The organism is Acetobacter musti, from assembly GCF_011516835.1.
Classification (GTDB): domain Bacteria; phylum Pseudomonadota; class Alphaproteobacteria; order Acetobacterales; family Acetobacteraceae; genus Acetobacter; species Acetobacter musti.
In genome coordinates, this window is record NZ_WOTB01000005.1 from 110,444 (window position 1) to 133,310 (window position 22,867).

The 22,867-nt window shown below is 61.6% G+C and carries 20 protein-coding genes; 10 read left to right on the forward strand and 10 right to left on the reverse strand.

Annotated elements, in window-relative coordinates; all coding sequences use genetic code 11:
• Positions 1 to 16 precede the first annotated feature (16 nt).
• The 8 genes from GOB93_RS05525 to GOB93_RS05560 all read right to left on the reverse strand — a co-directional run bounded on the left by GOB93_RS05525 (position 17) and on the right by GOB93_RS05560 (position 10,321).
• The gene (locus GOB93_RS05525) at positions 17 to 931 is read right to left on the reverse strand and encodes a pseudouridine-5'-phosphate glycosidase (RefSeq protein WP_173582490.1); all 915 of its coding nucleotides are present in this window, start codon (positions 929 to 931) and stop codon (positions 17 to 19) included.
• On the reverse strand, positions 928 to 2,067 hold the full coding sequence (locus GOB93_RS05530) for a carbohydrate kinase (RefSeq protein ID WP_173582491.1): 1,140 nt from the start codon (positions 2,065 to 2,067) through the stop codon (positions 928 to 930). The genes GOB93_RS05525 and GOB93_RS05530 overlap by 4 nt, the downstream gene beginning before the upstream one ends.
• A gap of 84 nt (positions 2,068 to 2,151) precedes the next feature.
• Positions 2,152 to 3,093: a nucleoside hydrolase gene (locus tag GOB93_RS05535; protein WP_173582492.1), complete on the reverse strand. Its 942-nt coding sequence runs from the start codon at positions 3,091 to 3,093 to the stop codon at positions 2,152 to 2,154.
• A gap of 257 nt (positions 3,094 to 3,350) precedes the next feature.
• A complete protein-coding gene (locus tag GOB93_RS05540; protein ID WP_242010554.1) occupies positions 3,351 to 5,717 on the reverse strand; it encodes a TonB-dependent receptor in 2,367 nt (788 codons plus the stop codon).
• 270 nt (positions 5,718 to 5,987) lie between these two features.
• Positions 5,988 to 7,271: a cytosine deaminase gene (locus GOB93_RS05545; protein WP_173582493.1), complete on the reverse strand. Its 1,284-nt coding sequence runs from the start codon at positions 7,269 to 7,271 to the stop codon at positions 5,988 to 5,990.
• A gap of 3 nt (positions 7,272 to 7,274) precedes the next feature.
• On the reverse strand, positions 7,275 to 8,618 hold the full coding sequence (locus tag GOB93_RS05550) for an FAD-binding oxidoreductase (protein WP_173582494.1): 1,344 nt from the start codon (positions 8,616 to 8,618) through the stop codon (positions 7,275 to 7,277).
• Between the two features lie 22 nt (positions 8,619 to 8,640).
• Positions 8,641 to 9,462, reverse strand: a complete 822-nt coding sequence (locus GOB93_RS05555) for a creatininase family protein (protein ID WP_173582495.1) — start codon at positions 9,460 to 9,462, stop codon at positions 8,641 to 8,643.
• Positions 9,463 to 9,496: 34 nt separating this feature from the next.
• On the reverse strand, positions 9,497 to 10,321 hold the full coding sequence (locus GOB93_RS05560) for a c-type cytochrome (RefSeq protein ID WP_173582496.1): 825 nt from the start codon (positions 10,319 to 10,321) through the stop codon (positions 9,497 to 9,499).
• A 183-nt stretch (positions 10,322 to 10,504) separates the two neighbouring features.
• Between GOB93_RS05560 and GOB93_RS05565 the strand changes: the two genes are divergently transcribed.
• The 10 genes from GOB93_RS05565 to GOB93_RS05610 all read left to right on the forward strand — a co-directional run bounded on the left by GOB93_RS05565 (position 10,505) and on the right by GOB93_RS05610 (position 20,203).
• Complete coding sequence (locus tag GOB93_RS05565; protein ID WP_173582497.1) at positions 10,505 to 11,014, forward strand: DUF2165 family protein; 510 nt, start codon at positions 10,505 to 10,507, stop codon at positions 11,012 to 11,014.
• 106 nt (positions 11,015 to 11,120) lie between these two features.
• The gene (locus tag GOB93_RS05570; protein ID WP_173582498.1) at positions 11,121 to 12,128 is read left to right on the forward strand and encodes an ABC transporter substrate-binding protein; all 1,008 of its coding nucleotides are present in this window, start codon (positions 11,121 to 11,123) and stop codon (positions 12,126 to 12,128) included.
• 71 nt (positions 12,129 to 12,199) lie between these two features.
• Entirely contained in the window at positions 12,200 to 12,994 is a 795-nt protein-coding gene (locus GOB93_RS05575) for an ABC transporter ATP-binding protein (protein ID WP_173582499.1), read from the forward strand.
• Positions 12,991 to 13,764 carry an ABC transporter permease gene (locus tag GOB93_RS05580; protein ID WP_173582500.1) on the forward strand — a complete coding sequence of 258 codons (774 nt, stop codon included), beginning with the start codon at positions 12,991 to 12,993 and terminating at the stop codon, positions 13,762 to 13,764. The genes GOB93_RS05575 and GOB93_RS05580 overlap by 4 nt, the downstream gene beginning before the upstream one ends.
• A gap of 66 nt (positions 13,765 to 13,830) precedes the next feature.
• A complete protein-coding gene (locus tag GOB93_RS05585; protein WP_173582501.1) occupies positions 13,831 to 15,501 on the forward strand; it encodes a CocE/NonD family hydrolase in 1,671 nt (556 codons plus the stop codon).
• A 2-nt stretch (positions 15,502 to 15,503) separates the two neighbouring features.
• A complete protein-coding gene (locus GOB93_RS05590) occupies positions 15,504 to 15,920 on the forward strand; it encodes a cupin domain-containing protein (protein WP_173582502.1) in 417 nt (138 codons plus the stop codon).
• Entirely contained in the window at positions 15,917 to 16,690 is a 774-nt protein-coding gene (locus tag GOB93_RS05595) for a cysteine hydrolase family protein (protein WP_173582503.1), read from the forward strand. The genes GOB93_RS05590 and GOB93_RS05595 overlap by 4 nt, the downstream gene beginning before the upstream one ends.
• A 118-nt stretch (positions 16,691 to 16,808) precedes the next feature.
• On the forward strand, positions 16,809 to 17,792 hold the full coding sequence (locus tag GOB93_RS05600; RefSeq protein ID WP_173582504.1) for an ABC transporter substrate-binding protein: 984 nt from the start codon (positions 16,809 to 16,811) through the stop codon (positions 17,790 to 17,792).
• A 21-nt stretch (positions 17,793 to 17,813) separates the two neighbouring features.
• Positions 17,814 to 18,824: an ABC transporter substrate-binding protein gene (locus GOB93_RS05605; RefSeq protein WP_173582505.1), complete on the forward strand. Its 1,011-nt coding sequence runs from the start codon at positions 17,814 to 17,816 to the stop codon at positions 18,822 to 18,824.
• Positions 18,821 to 20,203: an amidohydrolase family protein gene (locus GOB93_RS05610; RefSeq protein WP_173582506.1), complete on the forward strand. Its 1,383-nt coding sequence runs from the start codon at positions 18,821 to 18,823 to the stop codon at positions 20,201 to 20,203. The genes GOB93_RS05605 and GOB93_RS05610 overlap by 4 nt, the downstream gene beginning before the upstream one ends.
• 5 nt (positions 20,204 to 20,208) lie before the next feature.
• On the opposite strand, the gene GOB93_RS05615 is transcribed toward GOB93_RS05610, so the two are convergent.
• Together GOB93_RS05615 and GOB93_RS05620 are read right to left on the reverse strand one after the other, a co-directional pair.
• The gene (locus tag GOB93_RS05615; RefSeq protein WP_242010555.1) at positions 20,209 to 21,102 is read right to left on the reverse strand and encodes a LysR family transcriptional regulator; all 894 of its coding nucleotides are present in this window, start codon (positions 21,100 to 21,102) and stop codon (positions 20,209 to 20,211) included.
• Between the two features lie 403 nt (positions 21,103 to 21,505).
• Entirely contained in the window at positions 21,506 to 22,813 is a 1,308-nt protein-coding gene (locus GOB93_RS05620) for an MFS transporter (RefSeq protein ID WP_173582507.1), read from the reverse strand.
• Positions 22,814 to 22,867: the final 54 nt, after the last annotated feature.

Sequence of the window (22,867 nt, forward strand, 5' to 3'; positions counted from 1 at the left end):
GACGCGACGCGGGCCTTTATGCAAGAGCGCGGGCGATCTGCGCCGCCAGACGCGCGTTGCTGAGCACGAGCGCGACGTTGGTGCGGAGGCTGCGCCCGTCCGTCAGTTCAAGCATGCGGGAAAGCAGATAGGGGGTCACGGCTTTTCCGGAGATACCGGCTTCCAGGGCCTCGCCGACGGCTCTGGTGATCAGGGCTTCGATCTCCGCCTGGGGAATTTCATCCTGTTCGGGGACGGGGTTGGCCACGACCACGCCGCCTTCCAGGCGGAGCGTGCGGCGCATGCTGATCATGGCGGCGATATCGGCGGCGCTGTCGGCGCGCAGCGGAACGGGCAGACCGCTGGAGCGGCTCCAGAACGCGGGGAAATCGCTGGTTTTATAACCGACCACCGGCACGCCCTGGGTTTCCAGAAATTCGAGTGTCCGGCGCAGATCCAGAAGCGCCTTGGCGCCGGCGCAGACGACGGCGACCGGCGTGCGCGCGAATTCGGTCAGATCCGCCGAGATATCCATTGTCTCCTCGACGCCTCTGTGGACGCCGCCGATCCCGCCTGTCGCGAACACGCTGATTCCGGCGAGGTGGGCGCAGATCATGGTCGCCGCGACGGTGGTGGAGCCATGCCGGCCGGCGGACAGGGCGAATGCGAGATCGGCGCGGCTGACTTTCATCACGTCTTTTGCCGTGCCCAGCCATTCGAGCGTTTTGTCATCGAGACCGACATGGATTTTGCCTTCGATGATCGCGATCGTGGCGGGCACGGCGCCCTCCGCCCGCACCGCGTCTTCCACGAGACGCGCTGTGTTCACGTTATCGGGCCACGGCATGCCATGGGTGATGATTGTCGATTCCAGCGCGACGACGGCCTGTTTTTTATCCAGAGCGTCCCGGACGGCCGGGGAGAGGATGAGCGGGAGACTGGTCGTGTTCATACTGTCTGTACCTTTCGGGTTTCCCTGACGGGTGAGGAATGTTCCATGAATGACGCAAGTGTTTCACGATCGAGGTCCGGGCAGACGCTTTCCCTGCATCCGATCGTCATGGCGGCGGCGGCGGTTCCCTGACGGCATGCGGTATCGATCTCCGCGTCCTCCAGCAGGGCTGCGAGTGTCGCGGCGATCAGGGCGTCGCCCGCGCCGGTGACGTCCACGACTTTTGCGGAAAAGGCCGGGATGCGGCGGACTCCACCGGCATCCGCCACGGTCAGGCCACGGGCGCCCTCGGTGATGATCGCGGTTGTGACGCCTGCTCTGACGAGAGCCCTGGCGAGTTCGGGAACCGTGAGGTTCTGCGCGTCATCGAGCAGCAGCAGCGCTTCGTCCCGGTTGGTGAACAGGACGTCGACACCGGGAAGATGACCGCGCAGGCGACGCGCCTTGCTGACGGAGACCGTGTCGAAGGCGAGACGGCAGGGGCTTTGCGCGGCCTCCTGGACAAGCCAGGACAGCACATCCGCCGAGACGTTGCAGTCGACGAAAACCCATTCCGCCGAAGCGATCAGGGATGCGTTGCGCTGCAGGTAGGCGATGTCCAGAAAATCCGAGACGGAGGCGTCGAAGACGCCGATTCCGAGGTCGGAATCGTTGTCGAGGATGGCGACATATTCCGCTGTCGGAACATTGCTGGCGAACATGACGCGCGACGTGTCCGCGCCGCAGTTTTTCATATGCCCGACAAGGGCATGTCCGGAAGGATCGTCGCCGACGACGGACAGGAGCGTTGTATTCTGGCCGAGGCGCACGAGGTTTTCGCAGACATTCCGTGCGACGCCGCCAAAGGTCGTGTGTCCGGTCGCCGGATTGGAGGTGCCCTGGACCATCGGTCCGGCGAGGCGGAACTTTCTGTCGATCGCAGCGCCGCCGATACAGACGCAGCGGCCCTGCTCGGCCACGATATAAGCGCGGCCGAGCAGGAAGCCTTTTCGGGTGAGCTGGCCGATATAGGTGGCGAGTGTCGGCCGTGTGAGGCCGCAGCGTTCGGCCAGTTCTTTCTGTGAGGCGAACGGATTTTCCACGATCATATCAAGGATTATCCGTTCATTCTCGCTCAGCGCATGACGTGGCAGCATTTCCGGCTCCGTGATCCGCCGGAACTCTGACACATGTTTACCGGATAAACAATAGTTCCGGGACGTGCGGTGCCGCCGGTCCGCTCATGGCAGCGTTGCCAGGCGCGAGGTCAGGAGAGAATAGAACGCATCCGAATCCACATCCCGCAGGAACAGGGCGTTTGGTGTCCTGTCCGTGACCCGCCACCAGTCGACCACTGTCATGCCGGCGCACAGACCGTTTCCGGTTTCGATGCTGACATTGACGGTTCTGCCGCCGAATATTTCGGGATTCAGCAGCCAGGCGATTGTGCAGGGATCGTGCAGCGGCGCGCCTGGCCAGCCATATTTTTTCAGATCGAAACGCTCCGAAAACGAGAGCATATCGGCGGCGGCGACGGAGCAGCGGTTGCCGTTTTCCCGCATGGCGGTCAGTCGTTCGGGCAGGCCGAGGCACTGATGGGTGACATCGAGCGGCAGGACGACCAGCGGAATCCCGGCGCTGAAGACGATGTCGGCTGCTTCCGGGTCCGCGTAGATGTTGAATTCGGCGGCGGGTGTGATGTTGCCCAGTTCGGACCAGGCGCCCCCCATCAGGACGACTTCGCGCAGGCGTCCGGCGATATCGGGTGCGAGGGTCAGGGCTATGGCGAGATCGGTCAGCGGGCCGAGCATGACGAGGGTCAGCTCCTTCGGCTCCGCCGCACGGATCGCGCCGATCAGATAATCGACGCCGCTCTGCGTCTGGACGGGCATGGACAGCGACCAGGAGGTGTCGATTCCGTCCAGCCCGGACGGGCCGTGCACGTGTTCCGCTGTTGTCTGGGTTCTGCGCAGTGGCCGCGCGGCGCCGGCGTAGAGGGGGATGTCGGGTCGTCCGGCCATCTCCAGCACGCGACGGGCATTTTCGACCGTGTGGTGCAGAGGGACGTTGCCGGCGACGGCGATAATGGCCTGCACATCGATTTCAGGCGATGCCAGCGCCAGAAAAATGGCGACCGCGTCATCCTGACCGGGATCGGTATCGATGATGATTTTCCGTTTCAAGGCACAGATTTCCTGATTATGGGCTTTCCGGAACCGGAATTATCGACGCTGGAGAACAGGCCGCAAGATAAAATTCCGTCTGATGCCGGGGGCCGTGAACATACCGGCCAGACGAAAAAAACAGGGACTGCGCGTCAGATCCGCTGCCCCTGCTTCGCCCTTGCGGGCTGTCCGGCGGTGACCAGCCGATGGCTGTCGTTCTGCTGAACGACTGCTCTGGTGGCGATAATGCCTTACCGTGTTTCTCTGTTTTCCGATCAGAAATCTGTCGAGACGGTTCCGGTCATGGAGAAGCGCGGGAGGACGTAGAAGCTGGCTCCGCTGCCGCCGGCGAGAGTGGAGCCGTCGAGCAGTGTGACGTTATGGAGGTTGTTTGCCACGCCGGTTGTGCCGACGCGGACGATCGACCCGGTCAGGTTGGAGAAGTTGAGCCGGAACGTTGGTGATTTCATGAAGGAGAACGGTTTGAAATGATAGCCGATGGCGAGTGTATCAGTCACGAAACCGGGCATGCGCTGGTCGTCGACCAGAGTGACCGACTGCGGACCGGTGTAATGCAGGGCGAAGTTTCCGAAGAAGCCTGTGCTGTTATAGCTCACACCGAAATTGGCCATGACGCGCGGGGTGAGGATCGACTGGAGTCCTTTCGTCGGGAGATAGGTATTCCCGTAAGGAATATTGGAATCCTGTGTGCCGTGCAGATACTCGAAGGAGGCGAACGGGCTGAAGTGATGGTAGTCGCGGCCTGCGACCATCACGTCGAAACCGCGGACCGTCATATTGCCCGCGTTCGATACCGCATAGGCGGTGTTCGGCAGATAGGTCGTCAGCAGGCGGTTCGTGATGTTGGAGTTGAAGGCGGACAGATCCAGCATGAACCATTTGTTGTTGTAACGGTAACCGATCTGCTCGGTGATCGAATACTGGTTCTTCGGCAGGGAGGTGGATGCCGAGAGCTGTGACGGCTGGGCCTGACGGAAATCGCCTTCCGCGTTGACGTAAATCTGATTGTGCTCGTTGAACTGATACGAAATCGAGAGATGCGGCAGCGGCGCCGTGGAGTTCGCGCCGAACTTGTAGCTCGAAATCGTGTCCGTGCCTACGCCGACGCCGTGATCCCAGTAGTTCGACATCACGTATTTGAAGCCCGCGTTCACCGTCAGCCGGTCGTTCAGATACTTCGCGGTGTCCGAGATGAAGAACGAGTTCAGCTCATACCCCGCGTTGTAGCGCGAGCTGACTTCCTGTCCGTCCACCGTATAAAGCTTGTAGTCATTGGCGGAGAGTTTCGGATTGCGTCCGCTCTCCATGGTCAGCATGTAGGGTGAGAGATAGGAAATGGCGTTGTTTTCGTACCAGTAGCCGAACGTGACATGGTTGTGGCGGTCAACGTCATAGCCCAGCTTGGCGGTGAGGCCGACCTGCGGCGACCAGTGCTGGCCCCAGTAATTGCTGACCTGTGCGTTGGGGTTCGCCTGTGCGCCGGCGCCCGTGGTGCATCCTGCGGAGCAGACGCCGCCAAGCCCGGAAACCGTGCCGACACCATAGCCGTCAAAGCCGAAACCGGTGGACAGATAGGGCGTCACGTCCAGAGTCAGACGCTTTGTCAGGATGACATGCGCCTGGGTGCTGACGAAGAACTGGTTCCATGAATCGATATTGCTTTTCCAGTAATTACCGGCCGAGGAAGAAGCAGGATTCCAGATATTGGTGCGGTTCCAGCCCTGTCCGGTCTTTTTGTAGAGCTCGAACTGCGCTTCGGTCGGATAATTATCGATCGTGAACATCGAGTTGTGCCACGAGCCGAAAAATTTGACGAACGATCCGTTATCGAAATCCTTCATCACGCCGACATCCATGTGGATGCGCTCGTTGGTGCCGGCACCCATCCACTGCCGGGCATGGGCGTGGGAGCCGGAGATATACATCCGCACGCCGCTGTTGCCGATGTAACCGGACTCGAGACGGAGAAATTCGCGGGACAGGTTGTTGGTCCCGTAGGAGAAATCCATCGCGCCGCCCATCTTCTTCGCCGGCGTCATCGTCTTTTCATCGAGCGATCCGGCGGCGGCGCGGGTGGCGGGGGCGTCGATCGGTGAGCTGCCCGGTGTCAGCTGGACGCTTTCGATATTCTCCGGGTCCACGTTCTGCTGAAGATAGCCCGCGTTCGAGGACGGGGCGCCGTCGAGCATCAGCGCCATGTCCTGATCGGTGAAACCGCGCATGAAGATCGAGCCGCCCTTGAAGCCGGTCGTGTCCGGCATGGCGATACTGACGCTGGGCATATTCGCGACGAGATCCAGGCCTGTCGAGTTCGGGCTCCGCATCGCGATCAGCTGGCGGCCGACGGTCTGCACGGAGACGGGCGCCGTCTCAAGCCGCATCATGCCTCCGCCGCCGTCACGCGCGTGGCGCGACAGTCTGACCGAGACGGCCTCGGCGTCACTTTCGGACGCCTCCCGGGAAGTCGGGCGCGGTTTCGCGGGTGTTCTGTTTTTTACCGGAACGACATGCGATTTAGCCGTGGTCGCCGCGCCTCTGGTCTGGGAGGTCTGCGCGTGGGTTGTACGGCGGGCGGCAGCCGGGTCATTGAAAAGAACTGAACCGAGCATTGTTCCCGTCATCAGAATATGAACTGTCCAGATCCGACATTGACTCATCTTTTTACTCGCCTGTTTGTGGAGCGCCCTGTCGCGCAGGCCGACACCCGACTACCTGACACCGCTGGCATTCCATCTCACCATACAGTGATCGGAGAATACAGGGATATGGAACGACTCCGCAATGATAATCTAACCGGCAGGTTAAATTATATGGCAAAATCTGCCGTTTCCATTCGTAACGAATTAATAATGATTTTACAGGCTGCGTTTGTACAGGAAAAACCGGATTTTTTACTGGCCTGTCGATAACTGATCGTAATCGGGAATTCCCGGTTCGATGAACTGCCCGTCACGCATGAGCCGGCGGCCGGCGCCGGGGCGGCTCAGCATCTCATTCATCGTGCGGGCGTCGGTCAGGATGAAATCCGCGCCTCCGCCGGAGCGGAGCATGGTGTTATGTCCCATCCAGCGCGCGGGGCGGGTCGTTACGGATTCGGGCCAGTTTCCGACCGGGCTGTCGAGCTGGGCGATGCGGACGCAGCGGGAGAAGACATCCAGCATGTCGTAATCGCCGTAAGGAAAAAACGGGTCCCGCACGTTATCGCTGGCGAACATCACGGGGACGCCGGCGGCGGCGAGTTCATGCACCAGGGTGACGCCGCGCCAGAATGGCGTCGCGCCATGCTTTCTGTCCTGAAGATAAAGATTGCAGGTTGGCAGGCTGACGATACCGATTCCTGAATCGCGGACCCGCGCCACGATGTCCTTCTGCCGTCCGGAATCCTGCCGGGAGAGGCTGCAGCAATGTCCGCAGACGATCTTTCCCTGAAATCGCCGGCTGATGGCTTTTTCGGCGATCTGTTCCAGCGCCGTGCCGTCAGGGAAACCGTTTTCGTCGACATGCAGATCCAGATCGCAGCCATACTCTTCGGCCAGTCCGAACAGGGCGTCGAGACGATCGGAGGTGACGTTGTCGTGCATGATGACCGCACCGAGCATACCGCCCGGTGTTTCGGCAACAGCCTGTGCAATCCGGACACTTTCCGGATCGAGATAGCGCTCCAGCATCACGAGGGAGACGGCCTGCAGCGCGATGCGTCCGGCCCATCTGGCCTGCATGTCCCGGAACAGGGGCCAGACAGCTTCACCATGCGCGCCCATCGTATCGAGATGTGTCCGCAGAAAGCCGGTTCCGTGGCCCCAGGCGCAGCGAAGCGAAAACTCCATCCGGGCCTGGACATCGTCCGGGGTCCAGAATGCCTCCCGGTCGCGGTCAACGGCGCCGATGGCGCCGGCGAAGGTGCCGTCGGGGTTGGGCGTACGGTCCCAGATGAAGGATTTGTCGAGATGCGTGTGAATATCGGCGAAAAGCGGGAGGACGATCCGGCCGCGTCCGTCGAGGATGTCCGGCATTTCCGCCGGCGCCGTGCCGGCGGGCAGAATATCGGCGAGCGTGCCGCCGCCGATCAGCAGGTCACAGGACAGGAGATCATCCGGGCCGGCCGGCACCGCCGGAGCGGATGACAGGCAGGCAGGAATGCGGACGTTCCGGATTGTTCCTGTGCTATTCTGCATCTCTCAGACCTGACCGAAGCTGCGCATCTTGCCGGGATTGAGCAGGCCGTCGGGATCGAAACGGCGTTTATCGGCGGCCAGCGCGGGTGAGACCACGCGATGCGGGCCGCCATCCTCGATGGTGTAGACGTGCGGATTGACGATCAGGACCCCGTGCTCCTCATAGAGCCGGATAATCTCATTCAGACGTTCCGGTGTCGTGAACCGGATGACCGGCAGTCCTGCGCAGGACATTTCGCCGTCCATGAGCATGAATTCGAGATGGGTCATCATCTCTTCCGGGGGCAGAAGCCGGGCCATCTCCATGACCAGATCCACCGTCCCGCGCGGCGGGAATCCGGCCTGGAGATAGGTATAGCCACGATCTTTTTTGAGGACCTGCAGGGTGGTGTGGTTCCAGGTCAGCTCATACAGCGGAACACGTCCCGGATCGTCTTCGGCTTCCGCGGTTCCGGCGCGATAATAGACGGCGCCACCTGCGGCTTTCGCCAGTTCGACGGTCGTGGCTGCTCCGGACGGCGCGATCATCAGCAGGACGACGGCATGTCCTGACGGGACATGATCGCGCAGCGGGGCGAAGAACGGCACGAGGCCGCCATCCGCGACGGAGACAAGCTTTTTGTCGATTCCGCTCTGCATGGCGAGAGACCGCGCGAAGGTGACCGCTTCGGACAGAGTGGAGAAAGAGACCGCGATATCCTCCCAGGCGACCCTGGGCGCGACGGGGACCTCGACTTCGGTGACCAGGCCGGTCGTGCCATAGGCATGATTGATGACCTGGGTGTCCCGGCCCGACAGTTCGACGATTTTCGGGCCGTCCTCCATCGACACGATCTGCGCGGCGAGCACGTTGCCGGGGCAGCGCAGGCCGCCCCAGGCGACGGAGCCGATTCCGCCGGAGCCGCCGCAGATAAATCCGCCGATCGTCGCCGTCCGTTTCGTGGACGGGAACATCCGCAATTCGCAGCCATATTCGTGCAGCGCGCGATCCATGGCGAGCATGTTCATGCCGGCCTGCACGCGCGCGACGCCGTCCCGCACCCACAGGAGCTGATCGAGGCCGCTCATATCGACGACCGCGCCGCCTTTCAGCGGCACCGCCTGACCGTAATTGCCGGTGCCGCCGCCGCGTGGCGTCAGGCAGGTTCCGGTGGCGCGGGCGGCGCGGGCGATGGTCAGCACATCGCCGGTATCCCGTGGCGTGACGACGCAGGAGGCGGTGAGTCCGTCCAGGGCCGCTTTGAGGAGCGGGCTGTACCAGTAAAAATCACGGCTCTTGCGGCGCACGATGGCCGGCTCCGTCACCACCGGCACGTCTCCGAGTGCAGCCAGAAATTCCGCGCTCATGGCTCTCTGCTCCCTCTTTCGCTCACAGACCCAGATCCGGTGACGCGGGACGTATCTTCTCCAGAGGATAGCGTGAGATTTCCTCTATCAGCTCCAGGAATCCGGCGACGTATTTCTCCGCGACCAGCTCGCCTTTTTCGGCTGTGGCGATGGAGGCGTCACCTGCCGCGCCCGCCTCGTGCAGATCCTGGGTGTGCCATCCGAACCCGACCCGGCCTTCCGCTTCCAGCCAGCGGAACTGGTTCGCCATCTTCAGAGGCCAGGGCACGAAATTTTCGGCCCGGTCCATATGGACGAGATCGGGACGGAGGAAGAGCATCAGCGAGGTCTCGGCATCGCCGCCGTGAATGCCGTAGCGGCGCTCTTCCGGCGTGAAGAGACCGTCCGGATAACCGAAGGCGCTCCAGCCGGCGCAGACGACGAACATCTCATGCGTGCGCCGCAGCTCGCGGGCGACGATATCGAGAATCTGCGGCTGGCCGCCATGGGAGTTCAGCAGCACGAGACGACGGATTCCGGCCCGCGCGACGCTCGCGCCGAGATCGAGCAGCAGGGCGGTCAGTGTTGAGGCGGAGAGGGTCAGTGTTCCGAGATAGGCGATATGTTCGTCGCTTTTCCCGACCGCCTGCATGGGAAGGGCTGTTACGGGCAGTGTTTCGGGCGCGCGGTCGAGCGCCATGGAGAGCAGGCCGGCATTGATGCAGGCGTCCACGCAGACGGGGAGATGCGGTCCGTGCTGCTCGATTGCCGCCACCGGCAGGACGGCGACGGTTTCCGGCGGAAGGGTCCGGAACTGACGGGAGACCATTTCCTCCCAGCGACGTGACGGCATCGTATAGGACATCTGTTCCCTGTCTCCTGTGATGATCGACACCCGATTATCGATTCTGCGATGGTTGTGTGACGGATGTGGTGGCGGGGCCGACCTGACCGAGCCAGACCCGGATCGCGTCGAGATCGGCGTCGGGGATCTGCTCCGCTGTGAAGCCTTTCATGACCGCGTCAGGCCGGACCTGTTCCGGGTGACGGACGGTGCGGTCAAAACGCTCTTTCGTCAGACGCCGGCTTACCGGGAGGGGGCCTCCGAGATCCGGGCCTCGGGTTCCGTAACCGGCGCCGGACACGCGATGGCACGGGAGGCAGCTGATCGTGAACACGTCGCGGCCGCGACGGGCCACGCTCCCGGTGGCGGCGGGCAGTTTCGCGTCACGGCCGGGCGTGATCGCCGCCAGATGATCGACCCATTGTTCCCGGTCGATCTTCTCCGCTCCCGGACCTGTCCAGACCAGGGCGAAGGGGCCGATATCCTGTCCGTCTCTCCGGGGCCAGGGCTGCTCCTCGATGGCGATCCAGGCGGAGGTACCGTCGCGGCGCGCCCTGCTGAAAACATCCGGTGGAATCCGGGCGACAAAGTTATCGGTGGCGGCGAAAGAGAGTCCCTGGTCCGATGACGCAACGAGATGCGGGAGTGGCACGGCCGGCACGGAGGCGCCGAGCGGCTCGCCGGAGCGGGAGAGATCGAGGCGGGTGACGTCCGGGCGCCGGAGCAGCGCGGAGGCGGAATACTGTTTCGCGGTCGTCCCCTCCCCTACTGTCAGGATTCCGGAGGCGGCATGAGCGGAAGGCAGGCACAGCAGGCTCATTTCGAGGGCCATGACGACCTTACGGCGCCTGACCGGTCGTGACTGCCGGGCCGATCTCATGTGGTCTCACCCATTTCCACTCCGTTTCATTCCCGGATCGTCATGAGACACCGGTTCGCCGACATTTTACAGCATCAAATCGTTTCCCCGGTGCTGCTTTTTTTGTCTCCTTCAGAGTGCCGATCCTGTGCCATGGATAGTGGCGTCAATTAAGCCCGCGCTGATAAAAAACGGAGGATTGCCATGTCTCCCGAACTGACCCGACTCCCCGCCGGGGGGCGCGTTGCAAAGCTTGTCATGACCGGCTCTCTCGCGGTTTTCGGGCTGCTTGTGGCGTTCAACAACATCACGGATTACGGTTCGAATTTCATGTTCGTTCGCCATGTGCTGGCGATGGACACGACATTTCCGGGCAATGCGCTGACGTGGCGGGCCATCGGCGCGCACTGGGTCTGGCATGGATTTTATGTGCTGATCATCACGGGCGAGGCCCTGACCGGTGTTCTGTTCGCGCTGGCCACATGGGACATGCTGCGGGCGCTGAAATCCGATGACGCGGGGTTCCGGCGCGCCAAACGTTTTGTCCCGCCGGGCACGGCGCTGGGTTTTCTGATCTGGTTTCTCGGTTTTTCCGTGGTTGGCGGGGAGTGGTTCGTCATGTGGCAGTCCCAGCTCTGGAATGGCCAGCAGCCGGCTTTCCGGTTTTTCATGACGATGCTGGGCGTCTGCATTTATGTGATGCAGCCGGAATGAGCGATCCGGGTGCTGCCGGAAAAGCAGCACTGCGCGAAGGAAATGCCTCTTTTAAATTCCTGCGTCATGCCGTTACGATACCGGTATGCATCTGAGCTGAAGGTATATGATGACCTCTGCGAAAATCGGACGACGGGCGACATTTCTGGGCCTTTCCGCCGCGGCCTCCGTGACTGGCCCGATGGCCGCCATGCGGCGCGGCGCGGCGGCTGAGCCGCTCAGGCTGGTCACCAACTGGTATGCGCAGGCCGAGCTTGGCGGGTTCTACAGCGCGCAGGCCGGGGGGCTCTACGAGAAGCAGGGGCTTGCGGTCACCCTGCAGTCCGGCGGCCCGCAGATCAACGCGATGCAGCTGCTGATCGCCGGCGCCTGTGACATGATCATCGGCCAGTCGGAAGCGGTGCTGATGGCGGTTCAGCGGGGCATTCCGCTCGTGACGATCGGTGCGTGCTATCCGAAATGCATGACCGGGCTGACGGCGCATCCGGACGTGACGGATCTGTCCGGGCTGAAGGACCATGAAATCCTGATCAGCACGGAGGGCCGGAGCACGTACTGGCCCTGGCTGCGAAAGACCTATGGCTTCAGGGATTCGCAGGCCGGCGTCTATACGTACAATACGCAGCCCTTCATACATAATCCGAATCTGGCCTTTCAGTCTTTCGTGTCGTCCGAGCCCTGGGCGCTGGAGCAGGCGAAGATTCCGTTCCATTATTTTCTTTTCTCGGACTTCGGGTATCCGACCTATACAAACACTCTGGTCGTCTCGCGAAAGACCTTTACCGAGCGCCGGGACGTGCTGGCGCGCTTTCTCTCGGCTTCCGCGGACGGGTGGCTGACCTATCTCTACGGCGATGCCGGTCCTGGCGACGTCGCCATCCGCCGGGACAATCCGGGGGTGACGACGGAGCATCTGGCGTGGTCGCGTGAAAAGCTCCGTTCTATTCACGCCATGGGGAAAAAGGGCGACCGGCTGTTCTCCATGTCGGATGAACAGTGGGCGAAAATTCAGGACATGGTTGTCGCCTCCGGCGCCGTGGCTGCGAGCGCGAACTGGAAAGACGCCTGGTCCCTGGAGCTGTCGGACGCCCTGACCCAGGTGGTGCCCGCCTGAGAATGCCATGCGGCCGGACCACATGGCCGGTCGGTTGAAAACGGCTTAATACTGAAACAGGATTCCGGAATTTGGTCACAGAAACCGTCACGCTTCAGGCTGTCGAAAAGGTTTTTCCGAACGGTGTTCGCGGTCTGGCTCCGGTCGATCTGAACATCCGCCAGGGCGAGCTGGTCACGCTGATCGGACCGTCCGGCTGCGGCAAGAGCACGCTCCTGAAGCTGATCGCCAGTCTGCATGCCCCCACGGCGGGATCGGTTTCCTGGTGGGGTGGTGATTTCTCCCGTGTCGGCAGCGAGGGCAGACGGCTGTCCTTCGTTTTTCAGGACCCGACGCTGATGCCGTGGTCAAATGTGACGACGAATGTGCGGCTGCCGCTGGATCTGGATGGCGTGCCGCGCGCGGAGGCGGAGGCGCGTGTTCTGCCCGCTCTGGAGCAGGTGGGTCTGAGCCATGCGGCGACGCGGTTTCCGGCGCAGCTTTCAGGCGGGATGCGGATGCGTGTCTCGATCGCGCGGGCGCTGGTGACAAAGCCGGACCTGCTGCTGATGGACGAACCGTTCGGGGCGCTGGACGAATTCACCCGCAACCGGCTGGACGAGGACATGGCGCGGCTCTGCGCGCGGGACGGACTGACGACGATCTTTGTCACCCATTCCCTGTATGAGGCGGCTTTTCTGTCATCGCGGGTGATTGTCATGGCGGCCAGTCCGGGGCGCATTTATGCGGAATATGCGATCGACCCCGGTATGCCACGGGACGAAAATTTCCGGCTCAGCAATGAATTCGCCGCGATCTGCCGGGACCTCAATGCGCTACTGAGTGAAGTATCCCATCTGGATCACCGGACGGAGCAGGCTCAATGACCTCGTCCCGCCTTCTTTCCATCGGCGCTCCGGTTGCTGTCGGCGTGCTTTTCCTCGTGGTCTGGCAGATCATCTGCCGCGTCTGGAACATTCCGCCTTATCTGATGCCGGCGCCGTCCGATATCGGAGCGTCCCTGATGACCAACGGGCCGGTACTGCTGCATGCGCTGCGCAGTACGATGCTGGTTACGCTGATCGCTCTTGGCGTGTCTGTGGTCGCGGGGGTTCTGGTCGCCTTTCTTCTGGTGCAGAGCCGGGTGATCGAACGCAGTCTGATGCCCTATGTCATCATCCTGCAGGTTACGCCCATTGTCGCCATCGCGCCGCTGATCATCATTCTGGTGAAGACGACGATGCCTGCTCTGGTGATCTGCGCAACCCTGATCGCGATCTTTCCGATTATTTCCAATACGCTGCAGGGACTCAGGAGCGTCGATCCGGGCCTTGAAGCTTTTTTCCGGATGCATAAGGCGTCACGCCTGCAGCTTCTGCTGCGCCTGCGTATTCCCGGTGCCCTGCCCATGTTCATGGCGGGGCTCCGCATCTCCAGCGGGCTGGCGCTGGTCGGGGCTGTGGTGGCGGAGTTCGTGGCCGGCACCGGAGGGAACAGTGCCGGTCTGGCTTACGAAATTCTTCAGTCAGGCTTTCAGATGGATATTCCGCGGATGTTCGCGGCGCTGGCGCTCATCACACTGGCCGGCCTTGTTCTGTTCGGCGCCACAGCAGCGCTGCAGCAGCTCGTTCTCCGGCGGTGGCATGAACATGGCTGAGAAACCGGGGGCTGAGAAACCGGAGGCATTGATGCCAGAGGCATGGATAAAGGAGCATCTCCGCTGATGAGCCGGCGCTTTTTCCCTGTTCCGCTTCCCCGCACGGAGGCGATGACTGCCCGCGACGGCACTGTTCTGGTGGCCGATATCTGGCAGCCGGAGGGGGCGGGACCGTTTCCCGTTCTGATGATGCGTCAGGCCTACGGGCGAAAAATCGGCACGTCCCTCTGTTACGCGCCTCCGGAATGGTATGCGGCGCATGGCTATATCGTCGTCATGCAGGATGTTCGCGGGCGGGGTGATTCCGGTGGCGCGTTCACCCTGTTTGAGCACGAGGCGGATGACGGCGCCGATGCTGTCGCATGGGCGGCTGCGCTCCCGGAAAGCAACGGCCGTGTCGGGATGTTTGGCTTTTCCTTTCAGGGGACCAATCAGCTTCTCGCCGCCGGCACGCATTGTCCGGCCCTGAAGGCCGTGGCTCCGGCGATGATCGGGTGGGATCTTTACCACGACTGGGCTTATGAGAACGGGGCTTTCGCGCTGCGGGCGAATATCGGCTGGGCGACGCAGCTGGCGGCGGAAACGGCGCGGCTGGCCGGTGATCATGAGGCGCAGGCGGCGCTGTTTGCCGCCAGCCGGTCTCTGAATTTCTCCAGTCCCCGTCCGGCCTGGCCGGGGCATGACGCGCTGCTCACCCGGTACAGCCATTACGCCCGCTGGCGCGACACATCTGCGGACGATCCTTACTGGAGAACGATCTCTCCCGCGGCGCGTCTGACGGAGATTTCGGCCACCGCTCCGGCGACTCTGCTGATCGGGGGCTGGTTCGACAGCCATTTTCCGGGAACGCTTGCGGCCTATCATGCTCTGAGTCCGCTGATGCCGACGCGGATCGTTGTCGGGCCGTGGGCGCATTTTCCGTGGGACCGTCGTGTCGGGGATCTGGATTTCGGGCCGGATGCCGTCACCGATATCGACCAGCAGCAGATTGCCTGGTTCGACCACTGGCTGAAAGACGAGCCGGCCGTGTCTCCGCTGTCAGGCGCACGTCTTTTCGACATGGGGGCGGATCTGTGGCGCGAGTTTGCGTCTTTCCCTGAGAATAGCGAAGCTTTTGCGCTGTCTGGCTCCGGTCGTGCCGCGATCGACATGCGTGATGGCGTTCTCGGTGTGGCGGATGGTTCCGGGATCGCAGTAGCGACGGAGGTGGTGCCGACGGACTCCGTCACGCTGGACCCCTGGCGGCCTGCTTCGCCCTGCGGGGGTACGTTCGGTCAGCCGGCCGGGCCGGTCGACCGGGCGCAGACGGATGCGCGGTCCGACACGCTCACCTTCACCACCGCACCTTTCAGCACGGCACGGCTGCTGGCCGGGGCCGTCACTCTGGACATTGAGGCTGAGGCGACGGCTTTATCGTTCGACATCCACGCCGTGCTCTCCCGTGTCACGAAAGATGGTGCTGCTTATCCCCTCGCGGAGGGGTATGCGACCCTGAAACCCGGACAGGCGCGTGTGCCGATGCGGGCCACCTGCTGCACGGTCGGCGTCGGGGAGCGGCTTCGTCTGTCGATCTCTCCGGCCTGCTTCCCATGTTTTCCCGTCAACCCCGGTACCGATGCGGACCCGTGGAAGGCTTCTCTCGCCGACCAGCGCGTCCTGACCCTGCGCATTCACCGTGCCGCGTCCCGTCTTCATCTCCCGATGCTGGCCGTGTCCGCAGGACACGGCAAGGAGTGATCATGTCTTTTTTCAAAGCTTCCGTCGACAAGGTTCAGGCGTTCAGAATATCGCCTGACGACACGAACTATTTTGCCATTCTCTTTGACAGAGATGTCGCGAAATGCACATCGGTCGCCGTCGTGGAGATCTTTACCGCTGGTGGCAGGACGCCGCCAAATTCGCATGTCGCGGCCGATGAGCTGTTTTATGTGCTCAGTGGCGAGGGCCGCGCCCACTGTGACGGACAGACGACGGAGTTGCGTAAAGGTGACGCACTGCTGGTCAGACCGGGCTCCGAACATGTTCTTGAAAACACCGGCTCGTCAAAACTCTATACGCTGACGGTCATGATTCCCGATGAGGAGTTCGGCGCCCTGATCCGCCGGGGTCAGCCTGTCGAACTGGATGCAGAAGATATCGCGGTGCTCTGCCGATGAAGAGTCTTGGTTCCTCGCGCCCCAATGTCTGGCAGGTTTCGAAAGAGGCTGTCAGTTTCGTGCGCCCCCCTGCCCTGTCGTGCCCCGTGACGATTCCGGCGCGGCCGCAGATGCTGACATTCGATCTGGCGCGGTCGGCGATCCTCGTCATCGATATGCAGAACGATTTCTGTCATCCCGATGGCTGGCTGGCGAGCATTGGCGTGGATATCGCGCCTGTCCGCAAGCCCATATCGCCTTTGCAGACGGTGCTGCCGGCTCTTCGTCTGGCAGGCGTGCCGGTTCTGTGGGTCAACTGGGGAAATCGTCCCGACCGGTCGAATCTCAGTCCGTCTCTTCTGCATGTTTACAATCCGGATGGTGAGAGTACCGGAATCGGTGATCGTCTTTCGGGTCAGACCGAAGGTGTTCTTGAAGAAGGCAGCTGGAACGCTGCCATCGTCGATGAACTGAAGACTGAAGCGGATGATATTCATGTCGCGAAATACCGGATGAGCGGTTTCTGGGACACGCCACTTGACTCCATTCTGAGAAATCTTCGCGTTGATACGTTACTTTTCGCGGGGGTTAACGTCGATCAGTGCGTTCTCTCGACGCTGGCCGATGCAAGCTGTCTTGGTTATGACTCCATTCTGCTTGAGGATTGCTGCGCCACGACCTCGCCGCAGTACTGTTCCGAAGCGACGCTGTACAATGTGCGGCAGTGTTTTGGATTTACTGCATTATCATCCGAGCTGAACAGTGCGTGCTCTGCGGGTGCCGGGCTGTGATCGCCGGGACCGGACGCGGTATGGTCTGTTGCGATCATGGCATGATCCGGCAGCAGATATCCGGGACTGAAAGCCGTGTCATCGCCATGGCGATTGCCGGATGGGAGATACAGTTCAGATGAGCGCCGCAACGATCAGACGCAGAACATTCCTCGGAGCGGCGGCGACGCTGGCCATGCCCCGGATTGCGCGCGGGGCGACGGAGCCGTTCCGCTTCCTGACCAACTGGTTCGCGCAGGCGGAGCATGCCGGATTTTATCAGGCGCAGGCAAAAGGATATTACAGGGCTGAAGGGCTGGATGTGGTCATCGACCATGGCGGTCCTCAGATCAACAATATTCAGCTGCTTCTGGCGGGACGTTATGACGCCATCATTGGCGGCACGGGAGAGGCGATGCTCTGTGTCCAGCGGAACATGCCCGCTGTCACTGTCGCGACGACCTTTCAGACGTCTCTGGGGGGCATTCTGACCCATCCGGATATTACCCGGTTTTCCGATCTTAAAGGGCATACGATTCTTCTCAGCACGGAGGTGCGGTCGACGCTCTGGCCCTGGCTGCGAGACCATTACGGTTTCGACGATTCACAGGTGCGCCCTTATGGTTATAATGTGCAGCCCTTCATCATCGATCCCAGCCTGGCGATCCAGGGCTTTGCCACCTCTGAGCCCTACGTGCTTCAGAGCAGGAAGATTCCCTACAACTACTTCCCTTTTTCCGATTACACGGTCGCGGATTACGGCAATCCGCTTCTATCGAGGCGCGATGTCGTAACGAAGCGCCGGGACGACGTCGCGCGTTTTCTCCATGCCAGCATGAAAGGCTGGGCGGACTGGATGGAAAACGATCCGGGTCCTGGCAATGCGCTGATCCGCGCTGAAAATCCGATCATGACAGACGATCAGATTGCATGGTCCCGCGGGCAGTTCCGCAAGATCAGCGGATTTGGGCCGGCCGGATCGCATATCGGCACGATACTGCCGGATCGCTGTCGCGCGGTCCGGGATTTCATGGTCGCCACACATCAGCTTTCCGGAGATGTTCACTGGGAAGAAGCGTTCGACTTTTCTTTCGCTCCGGCGATGGATTCCGTTTTTACCTGACAGATTAAGGACCGCGCTGAGATGGCACTGTTGTCGCGCCGAACTTTCCTTGCCGCGTCGGGCTCCGGTCTGGCGGTGGCCGGTGCGGGGCTTTCGCCGTATCAGGCGAGAGCGGAGGGGCTGAAACCGGTCCGGCTGACGCTCTCCTGGTTCGCGCAGGCGCCGGTCGGGGGATTTTTTCAGGCGCTTGCAAAAGGGTTCTACCGGGACGCGGGTCTGGACGTGACGATCGCGAATGGCGGTCCTCAGGTGAATGCGGTGCAGCTTCTGCTTGCTGGTCAGTGTGATTTCATCACCGGCTATGACTTCCAGATCCTGCACGGCGTGGCGGGCGGAATGCCGCTGGTGACGGTCGCGACGTCCTTCCAGCATGACCAGCAGGGCATCATCATGCACGAGCCGGCGACGTCTCTTGCCGATCTGAAAACGAGGCGTCTTCTGATCGCAAGTTCATCGCGCCAGACATTCTGGCCCTGGCTGCGCAAACGGTACGGGCTGAATGACGGACAGGTGGCGCCTTATACATTCAATCTCCAGCCGTTCTTCGTCTCTCCGGATATCGCGTTCCAGGGGTATGAGAGTTCGGAGATGTTCGATGTCGTGCAGAAGAACATTCCTGCCAGATTCTTCCGTCTTTCGGACGAGGGCTATCCTCCTTACGGCACGACGCTCGTGACGACCCGCCCGATGACGGAGCGCGATCCCGGAACGGTTGCGTCATTCGTCCGGGCGTCGCTGCTCGGATGGCGGGATTATCTGCATGGTGATCCATCACCTGGAAATGCTCTTATTCAGAAGGCCTCGCCGCATGAATCGGCGGCCCGCATGGCGTATGGCATCAATGCGCTGAAAACCGCTAAGGTTCTGAACAGTGATGATCCGGCCTTTCATTATATCGGAACCATGACGCAGGACCGGTGGCGCGCGACGCATGAGTTCATGGTGGCCAATGGTCTGATCGGCGCCGACGCGCCGTGGCGGGACGCGTTTACGTCCCGTTTTGCCGACGCAGCGCAGGTGACGCCGCTATGACGGAAATCGATACGGCCCTTTACCGGCACGATCTGGTGATCCGGAACGCGTCCGGCATCCTGACCGGACTGCGCGGTGAGGCGGCGCGACGTTCGGGCGATATCCGCGTTCGCGATGGCCGGATTGTAGCGATCGGCGATATCGCGCCTTTGCCGGGCGATGAGGTGCTGGATGCGCGGGGCGGTATCGTCACTCCCGGCTTTGTCAGTGTTCATCATCATCTTTTCCAGAGCGTCCTCAAGGCTGTGCCTTCGGCCATCAATGCGCGGCTTGAGACATGGCTTCGTCTTGTTCCGGTTCATTACTGGCATAAGATCGACGAAGAGGCTCTGCAGGTCGCGGCGGAAATCGGGATTGCCGAGCTTCTTCTGAGCGGCTGCACGCTGGTCAACGATCATCATTATCTGTTTTCCGACCGCTATGGATACGATCCTGCCGCGGTGCTTTTCGATACGGCTGAACGTCTGGGCATAAGACTGGCGCTTTCACGCGGCGGCACGACACGGGACCGGTCCTATGACACGGACGATGTTGTGCCGATGCCGGTCGAGACCCTCGATGTCATGCTGGCGCGGGTGCAGGATCTCACGACACGCTATCACGATGCCGGTCCGGACAGCAGCCGGAAAATCCTGCTGGCTCCGAACACGCCGACCTGGGGCGCGACGCCGGAGGAACTGAAGGCAATGGCGGCGGCGGCGCGGCAGATGGGTATCGGTCTTCATTCGCATCTCTCCGAGACGGATCATTACGTCTCCTGGTGCCGCGAGGTTCATGACTGCCGGCCGGTGGAATTTGTCGCGCGGCATGACTGGGTGGGACCGGACGTGTTTTTCGCTCATCTGGTGCATGTCGATCAGGACGAAATCGCCGTGCTGGCCGCGACGGGCACCGGGATGGCGCATTGTCCGCAGAGCAACTGTCGTCTCGGGTCGGGCATCGCGCCGGCGGCGGCTCTGGACCGGGCCGGCGGGCGTGTGGCGATGGGCGTCGACGGGGCTGCCTCGAATGAAGCCTGCGACATGGCGAGCGAGATGCATGCGGGCTGGATGGTTCAGCGCGCGGTCGGGGGCGCGGATGCCGCTTCTGTCGAGGATGTGGTCCGCTGGTCCACGACGGCGGGAGCGGCGATGCTCGGCTACGAGGAGCTGGGGGTGGTCGCGGAGGGGCGGATCGCGGATCTTGTCGTTCACGGGCTGGACGATCCGCGACATGCGGGTCTGCATGATCCGCTGGCCGCGCCGGTTGTCTCCGGCGGGAGCTCGGTGCGCCATGTTCTGAAAGCCGGCCGGCCGGTGGTCACTGACGGGGTAATTCCCGGGTTCGACATGCCTCGTCTGATTGCGCGGGCGAGAGAGGTGGTCGCGCGGCTCGGATAATCCGCTCAGGCGGTTTCCGGCAGAAGCGCCTCGATCCGCTCGACGAGAAACGGCAGCAGCGGATTGGTGTTGCGGGCGTGTGCGATGACCGAGAAGCGCTGGGGCTGCAGCTCCGCATCGCGGAAGGGCAGGAATTTCAGCATCCGTTCACGCTGTTCTCTGATGATATCGAGCGGGGTCAGATATGTTATCGCTTCGCCCCTCATGGCCATCTGGCGCATGAATTCGATCGAGTTCGTCTCCATGGCGGGGCTGAACGCCAGGTTCTGACGGTTATAGAATTCTTCGAGATGAGGCCGGATCGCCATCGTTTCGTCCGCGACGACCAGCGGCCAGGCTTCACATTCATGTACGCTGACTGATTCCTGGCACGCCAGGGGATGTGTGGCGCTGACCACCGCTCCCAGTGTTACGGACCGCGAACAGATGACCCGCAGCCCGGCTTCTCCGGGCAGGTCGAAACCGACGCCGATATCCGCTTCTCCGTCCTGGACGGTACGCACCAGCTCCGGCTGTCCGAGCCCCATGAGGTGAACTCTCACATTCCGGTGCGTTTTCCTCAGATCCGTGAGGGCGTCGGGCAGGAGCGCCGTGACGGGGCCATCCATTCCCGCGACGACGATTTCGCCTCTGTGCAGTCCCCGCACTTCGTCGATCAGCTTGCGGGTGTGGCTCATCCCTCTGAGCGTCTCGCGCACGTGAGCGAGCAGAATTTCCCCGGCTGCCGTCAGAACGAGTTTTCGGGGCAGGCGCTCGAAGAGTGGTGTGCCGAGTTCCGCTTCCAGAGCCAGAATCTGCCGGTTGATCGCGGTGGATGCCACGTTGAGCTGCTCTCCGGCTTTGCGGATCGAGCCGCATCGGGCCACCGTGTCGAGATAGGCAAGGACGCGACTGTGCAACAGGACTCTCCGCAGGGACTGGCGGCGTTGCGGGGTGCGCAGGTTTTCAGGACCGCCGGATTGCGGGAAGAATGACCCTCTGGGGACAGACCGTCAATCAGTGTGCCGGCGGGTGCCCGATCTGATCGGCGTTTCCGGGAGGCCGGTTCTTTTTGTCGGGTGGTCTCAGGGCGAGGGCCGGTTCTTTGTGAAGGCCCCGGAGAGCGGGTTATCGGTGCTTTCTCCCGCGGTTATGGGGCCTGCGGGGGTGACTAACGGCGCTGTTTCCTTAACCTGCCCGTGAAACTGCCTGTAAATTATAAAGATGTTTCTGACGAAACTTTTTCGGGAAGCTGCTCGGGAACGCCGCCTTTTTGAAAAAAGGCGGCACCCAAAAACTTTTATTATTCAGGATCTGCAGGGATCATGCTGCCGGTTTCGTATCCATCATCGGAGACGCAACCGGAGCTTTTCCGGGCTTCGCTCTGAGCAGAAGCTGGATAACGCACCATGCCAGCACATAGGCACTGCTGCAGACGATGAACAGAAGATAATACCCTGTCGTGATGCTGTTGATATGGCGGTAATGATCCAGAACGATACCGATTCCGACCGGAAACAGGATGCCACCAATGGAGCCAGCCATTCCGCCAATCCCCTGGACGGAGGCGATCATCTCCTTTGGGAAATAGTCGGCCGGGATCGAGTAGATATTCGCGGACCAGCCCTGATGCGCGCCGGCGGCCACGCTGAGCAGCGCGACCATCAGCCACATCGAGTTCACCTGTGCGGAGACTGAAAGAGGCACGACCAGGAGCGCCATGATCAGCATGGTCAGCCGCCGGGCCGATGCGACTTTCCATCCATGTCCGATCAGAAAAGACGAGGCCCAGCCACCGCCGACGCTGCCAATGGAGGTCGAGCAGTAAACAACCATCAGCGGAAAACCGAGATGCTGCAGGTCGAGATGGTAACGGTCGGCGAAATAGGAGGGCAGCCAGAAGAGGATGAAGAACCAGATCGGATCGGTCATGAACTTTCCGATCGCGAAAGCCCAGGTCTCTTTCATTTTCAGCAGGTCGATCCAGCGGCCTTTAAATTCCGGCACGTCGTTCTCCGCCGGGCTCTGTCGGATATACCGCAACTCATCTGCCTGGAGGGCGGGCGTGTCTTCGGGCAGGCGGTAGATGCGCAGCCAGATCGCCAGCCAGATGAAGCCGGACAGGCCGGTGATGATGAACGCGGCCTGCCAGCCCCACATGACGGCGAGCCACGGCACCGTCGCAGGGGCCATGATCGCGCCGATGCTGGTTCCGGCGGTGACGACGCCAATGGCGAGCGAGCGCTCTTTTGCCGGGAACCATTCCGAGACGGCTTTCAGGGCGGACGGGAAGTTTCCGGATTCCCCGAAGCCGAGCAGTCCCCGGACGATACCGAAACTGACCGTTCCGCCGACGATGGCATGGCCGATGGAGGCGAGGCTCCAGCTCATCATGCAGAACGCATAGCCAAGACGTGTGCCGATTTTATCGATCACTTTCCCGCAGGAAAGAAAGCCTGCCGCGTAACAGGCCTGGAAAATGATCACCAGATAACTGTAATCCCTTTCAGACCAGCCAAATTTCTGCTCGAGCAGCGGCTTGAGCAGGCTGAGAACCTGCCGGTCAACGTAATTGATCGTGGTGGCGGCAAAGAGCAGACCGCATATCATCCAGCGATATTTTCCGTTCATAACGCCCTCCGGTTTTTCTTTTTGCGGGCACAGCGGCACCCGTTTTTCTGGGGA

Coding starts and splice junctions, on each gene's coding strand:
- GOB93_RS05525 (WP_173582490.1), bottom strand. CDS start 931: ATGAACACGACCAGTCTCCCGCTCATCCTCTCCCCGGCCGTCCGGGAC.
- GOB93_RS05530 (WP_173582491.1), bottom strand. CDS start 2,067: ATGCTGCCACGTCATGCGCTGAGCGAGAATGAACGGATAATCCTTGAT.
- GOB93_RS05540 (WP_242010554.1), bottom strand. CDS start 5,717: ATGACGGGAACAATGCTCGGTTCAGTTCTTTTCAATGACCCGGCTGCC.
- GOB93_RS05545 (WP_173582493.1), bottom strand. CDS start 7,271: ATGCAGAATAGCACAGGAACAATCCGGAACGTCCGCATTCCTGCCTGC.
- GOB93_RS05550 (WP_173582494.1), bottom strand. CDS start 8,618: ATGAGCGCGGAATTTCTGGCTGCACTCGGAGACGTGCCGGTGGTGACG.
- GOB93_RS05555 (WP_173582495.1), bottom strand. CDS start 9,462: ATGTCCTATACGATGCCGTCACGTCGCTGGGAGGAAATGGTCTCCCGT.
- GOB93_RS05560 (WP_173582496.1), bottom strand. CDS start 10,321: ATGAGATCGGCCCGGCAGTCACGACCGGTCAGGCGCCGTAAGGTCGTC.
- GOB93_RS05565 (WP_173582497.1), top strand. CDS start 10,505: ATGTCTCCCGAACTGACCCGACTCCCCGCCGGGGGGCGCGTTGCAAAG.
- GOB93_RS05570 (WP_173582498.1), top strand. CDS start 11,121: ATGATGACCTCTGCGAAAATCGGACGACGGGCGACATTTCTGGGCCTT.
- GOB93_RS05580 (WP_173582500.1), top strand. CDS start 12,991: ATGACCTCGTCCCGCCTTCTTTCCATCGGCGCTCCGGTTGCTGTCGGC.
- GOB93_RS05585 (WP_173582501.1), top strand. CDS start 13,831: ATGAGCCGGCGCTTTTTCCCTGTTCCGCTTCCCCGCACGGAGGCGATG.
- GOB93_RS05590 (WP_173582502.1), top strand. CDS start 15,504: ATGTCTTTTTTCAAAGCTTCCGTCGACAAGGTTCAGGCGTTCAGAATA.
- GOB93_RS05595 (WP_173582503.1), top strand. CDS start 15,917: ATGAAGAGTCTTGGTTCCTCGCGCCCCAATGTCTGGCAGGTTTCGAAA.
- GOB93_RS05600 (WP_173582504.1), top strand. CDS start 16,809: ATGAGCGCCGCAACGATCAGACGCAGAACATTCCTCGGAGCGGCGGCG.
- GOB93_RS05605 (WP_173582505.1), top strand. CDS start 17,814: ATGGCACTGTTGTCGCGCCGAACTTTCCTTGCCGCGTCGGGCTCCGGT.
- GOB93_RS05610 (WP_173582506.1), top strand. CDS start 18,821: ATGACGGAAATCGATACGGCCCTTTACCGGCACGATCTGGTGATCCGG.
- GOB93_RS05620 (WP_173582507.1), bottom strand. CDS start 22,813: ATGAACGGAAAATATCGCTGGATGATATGCGGTCTGCTCTTTGCCGCC.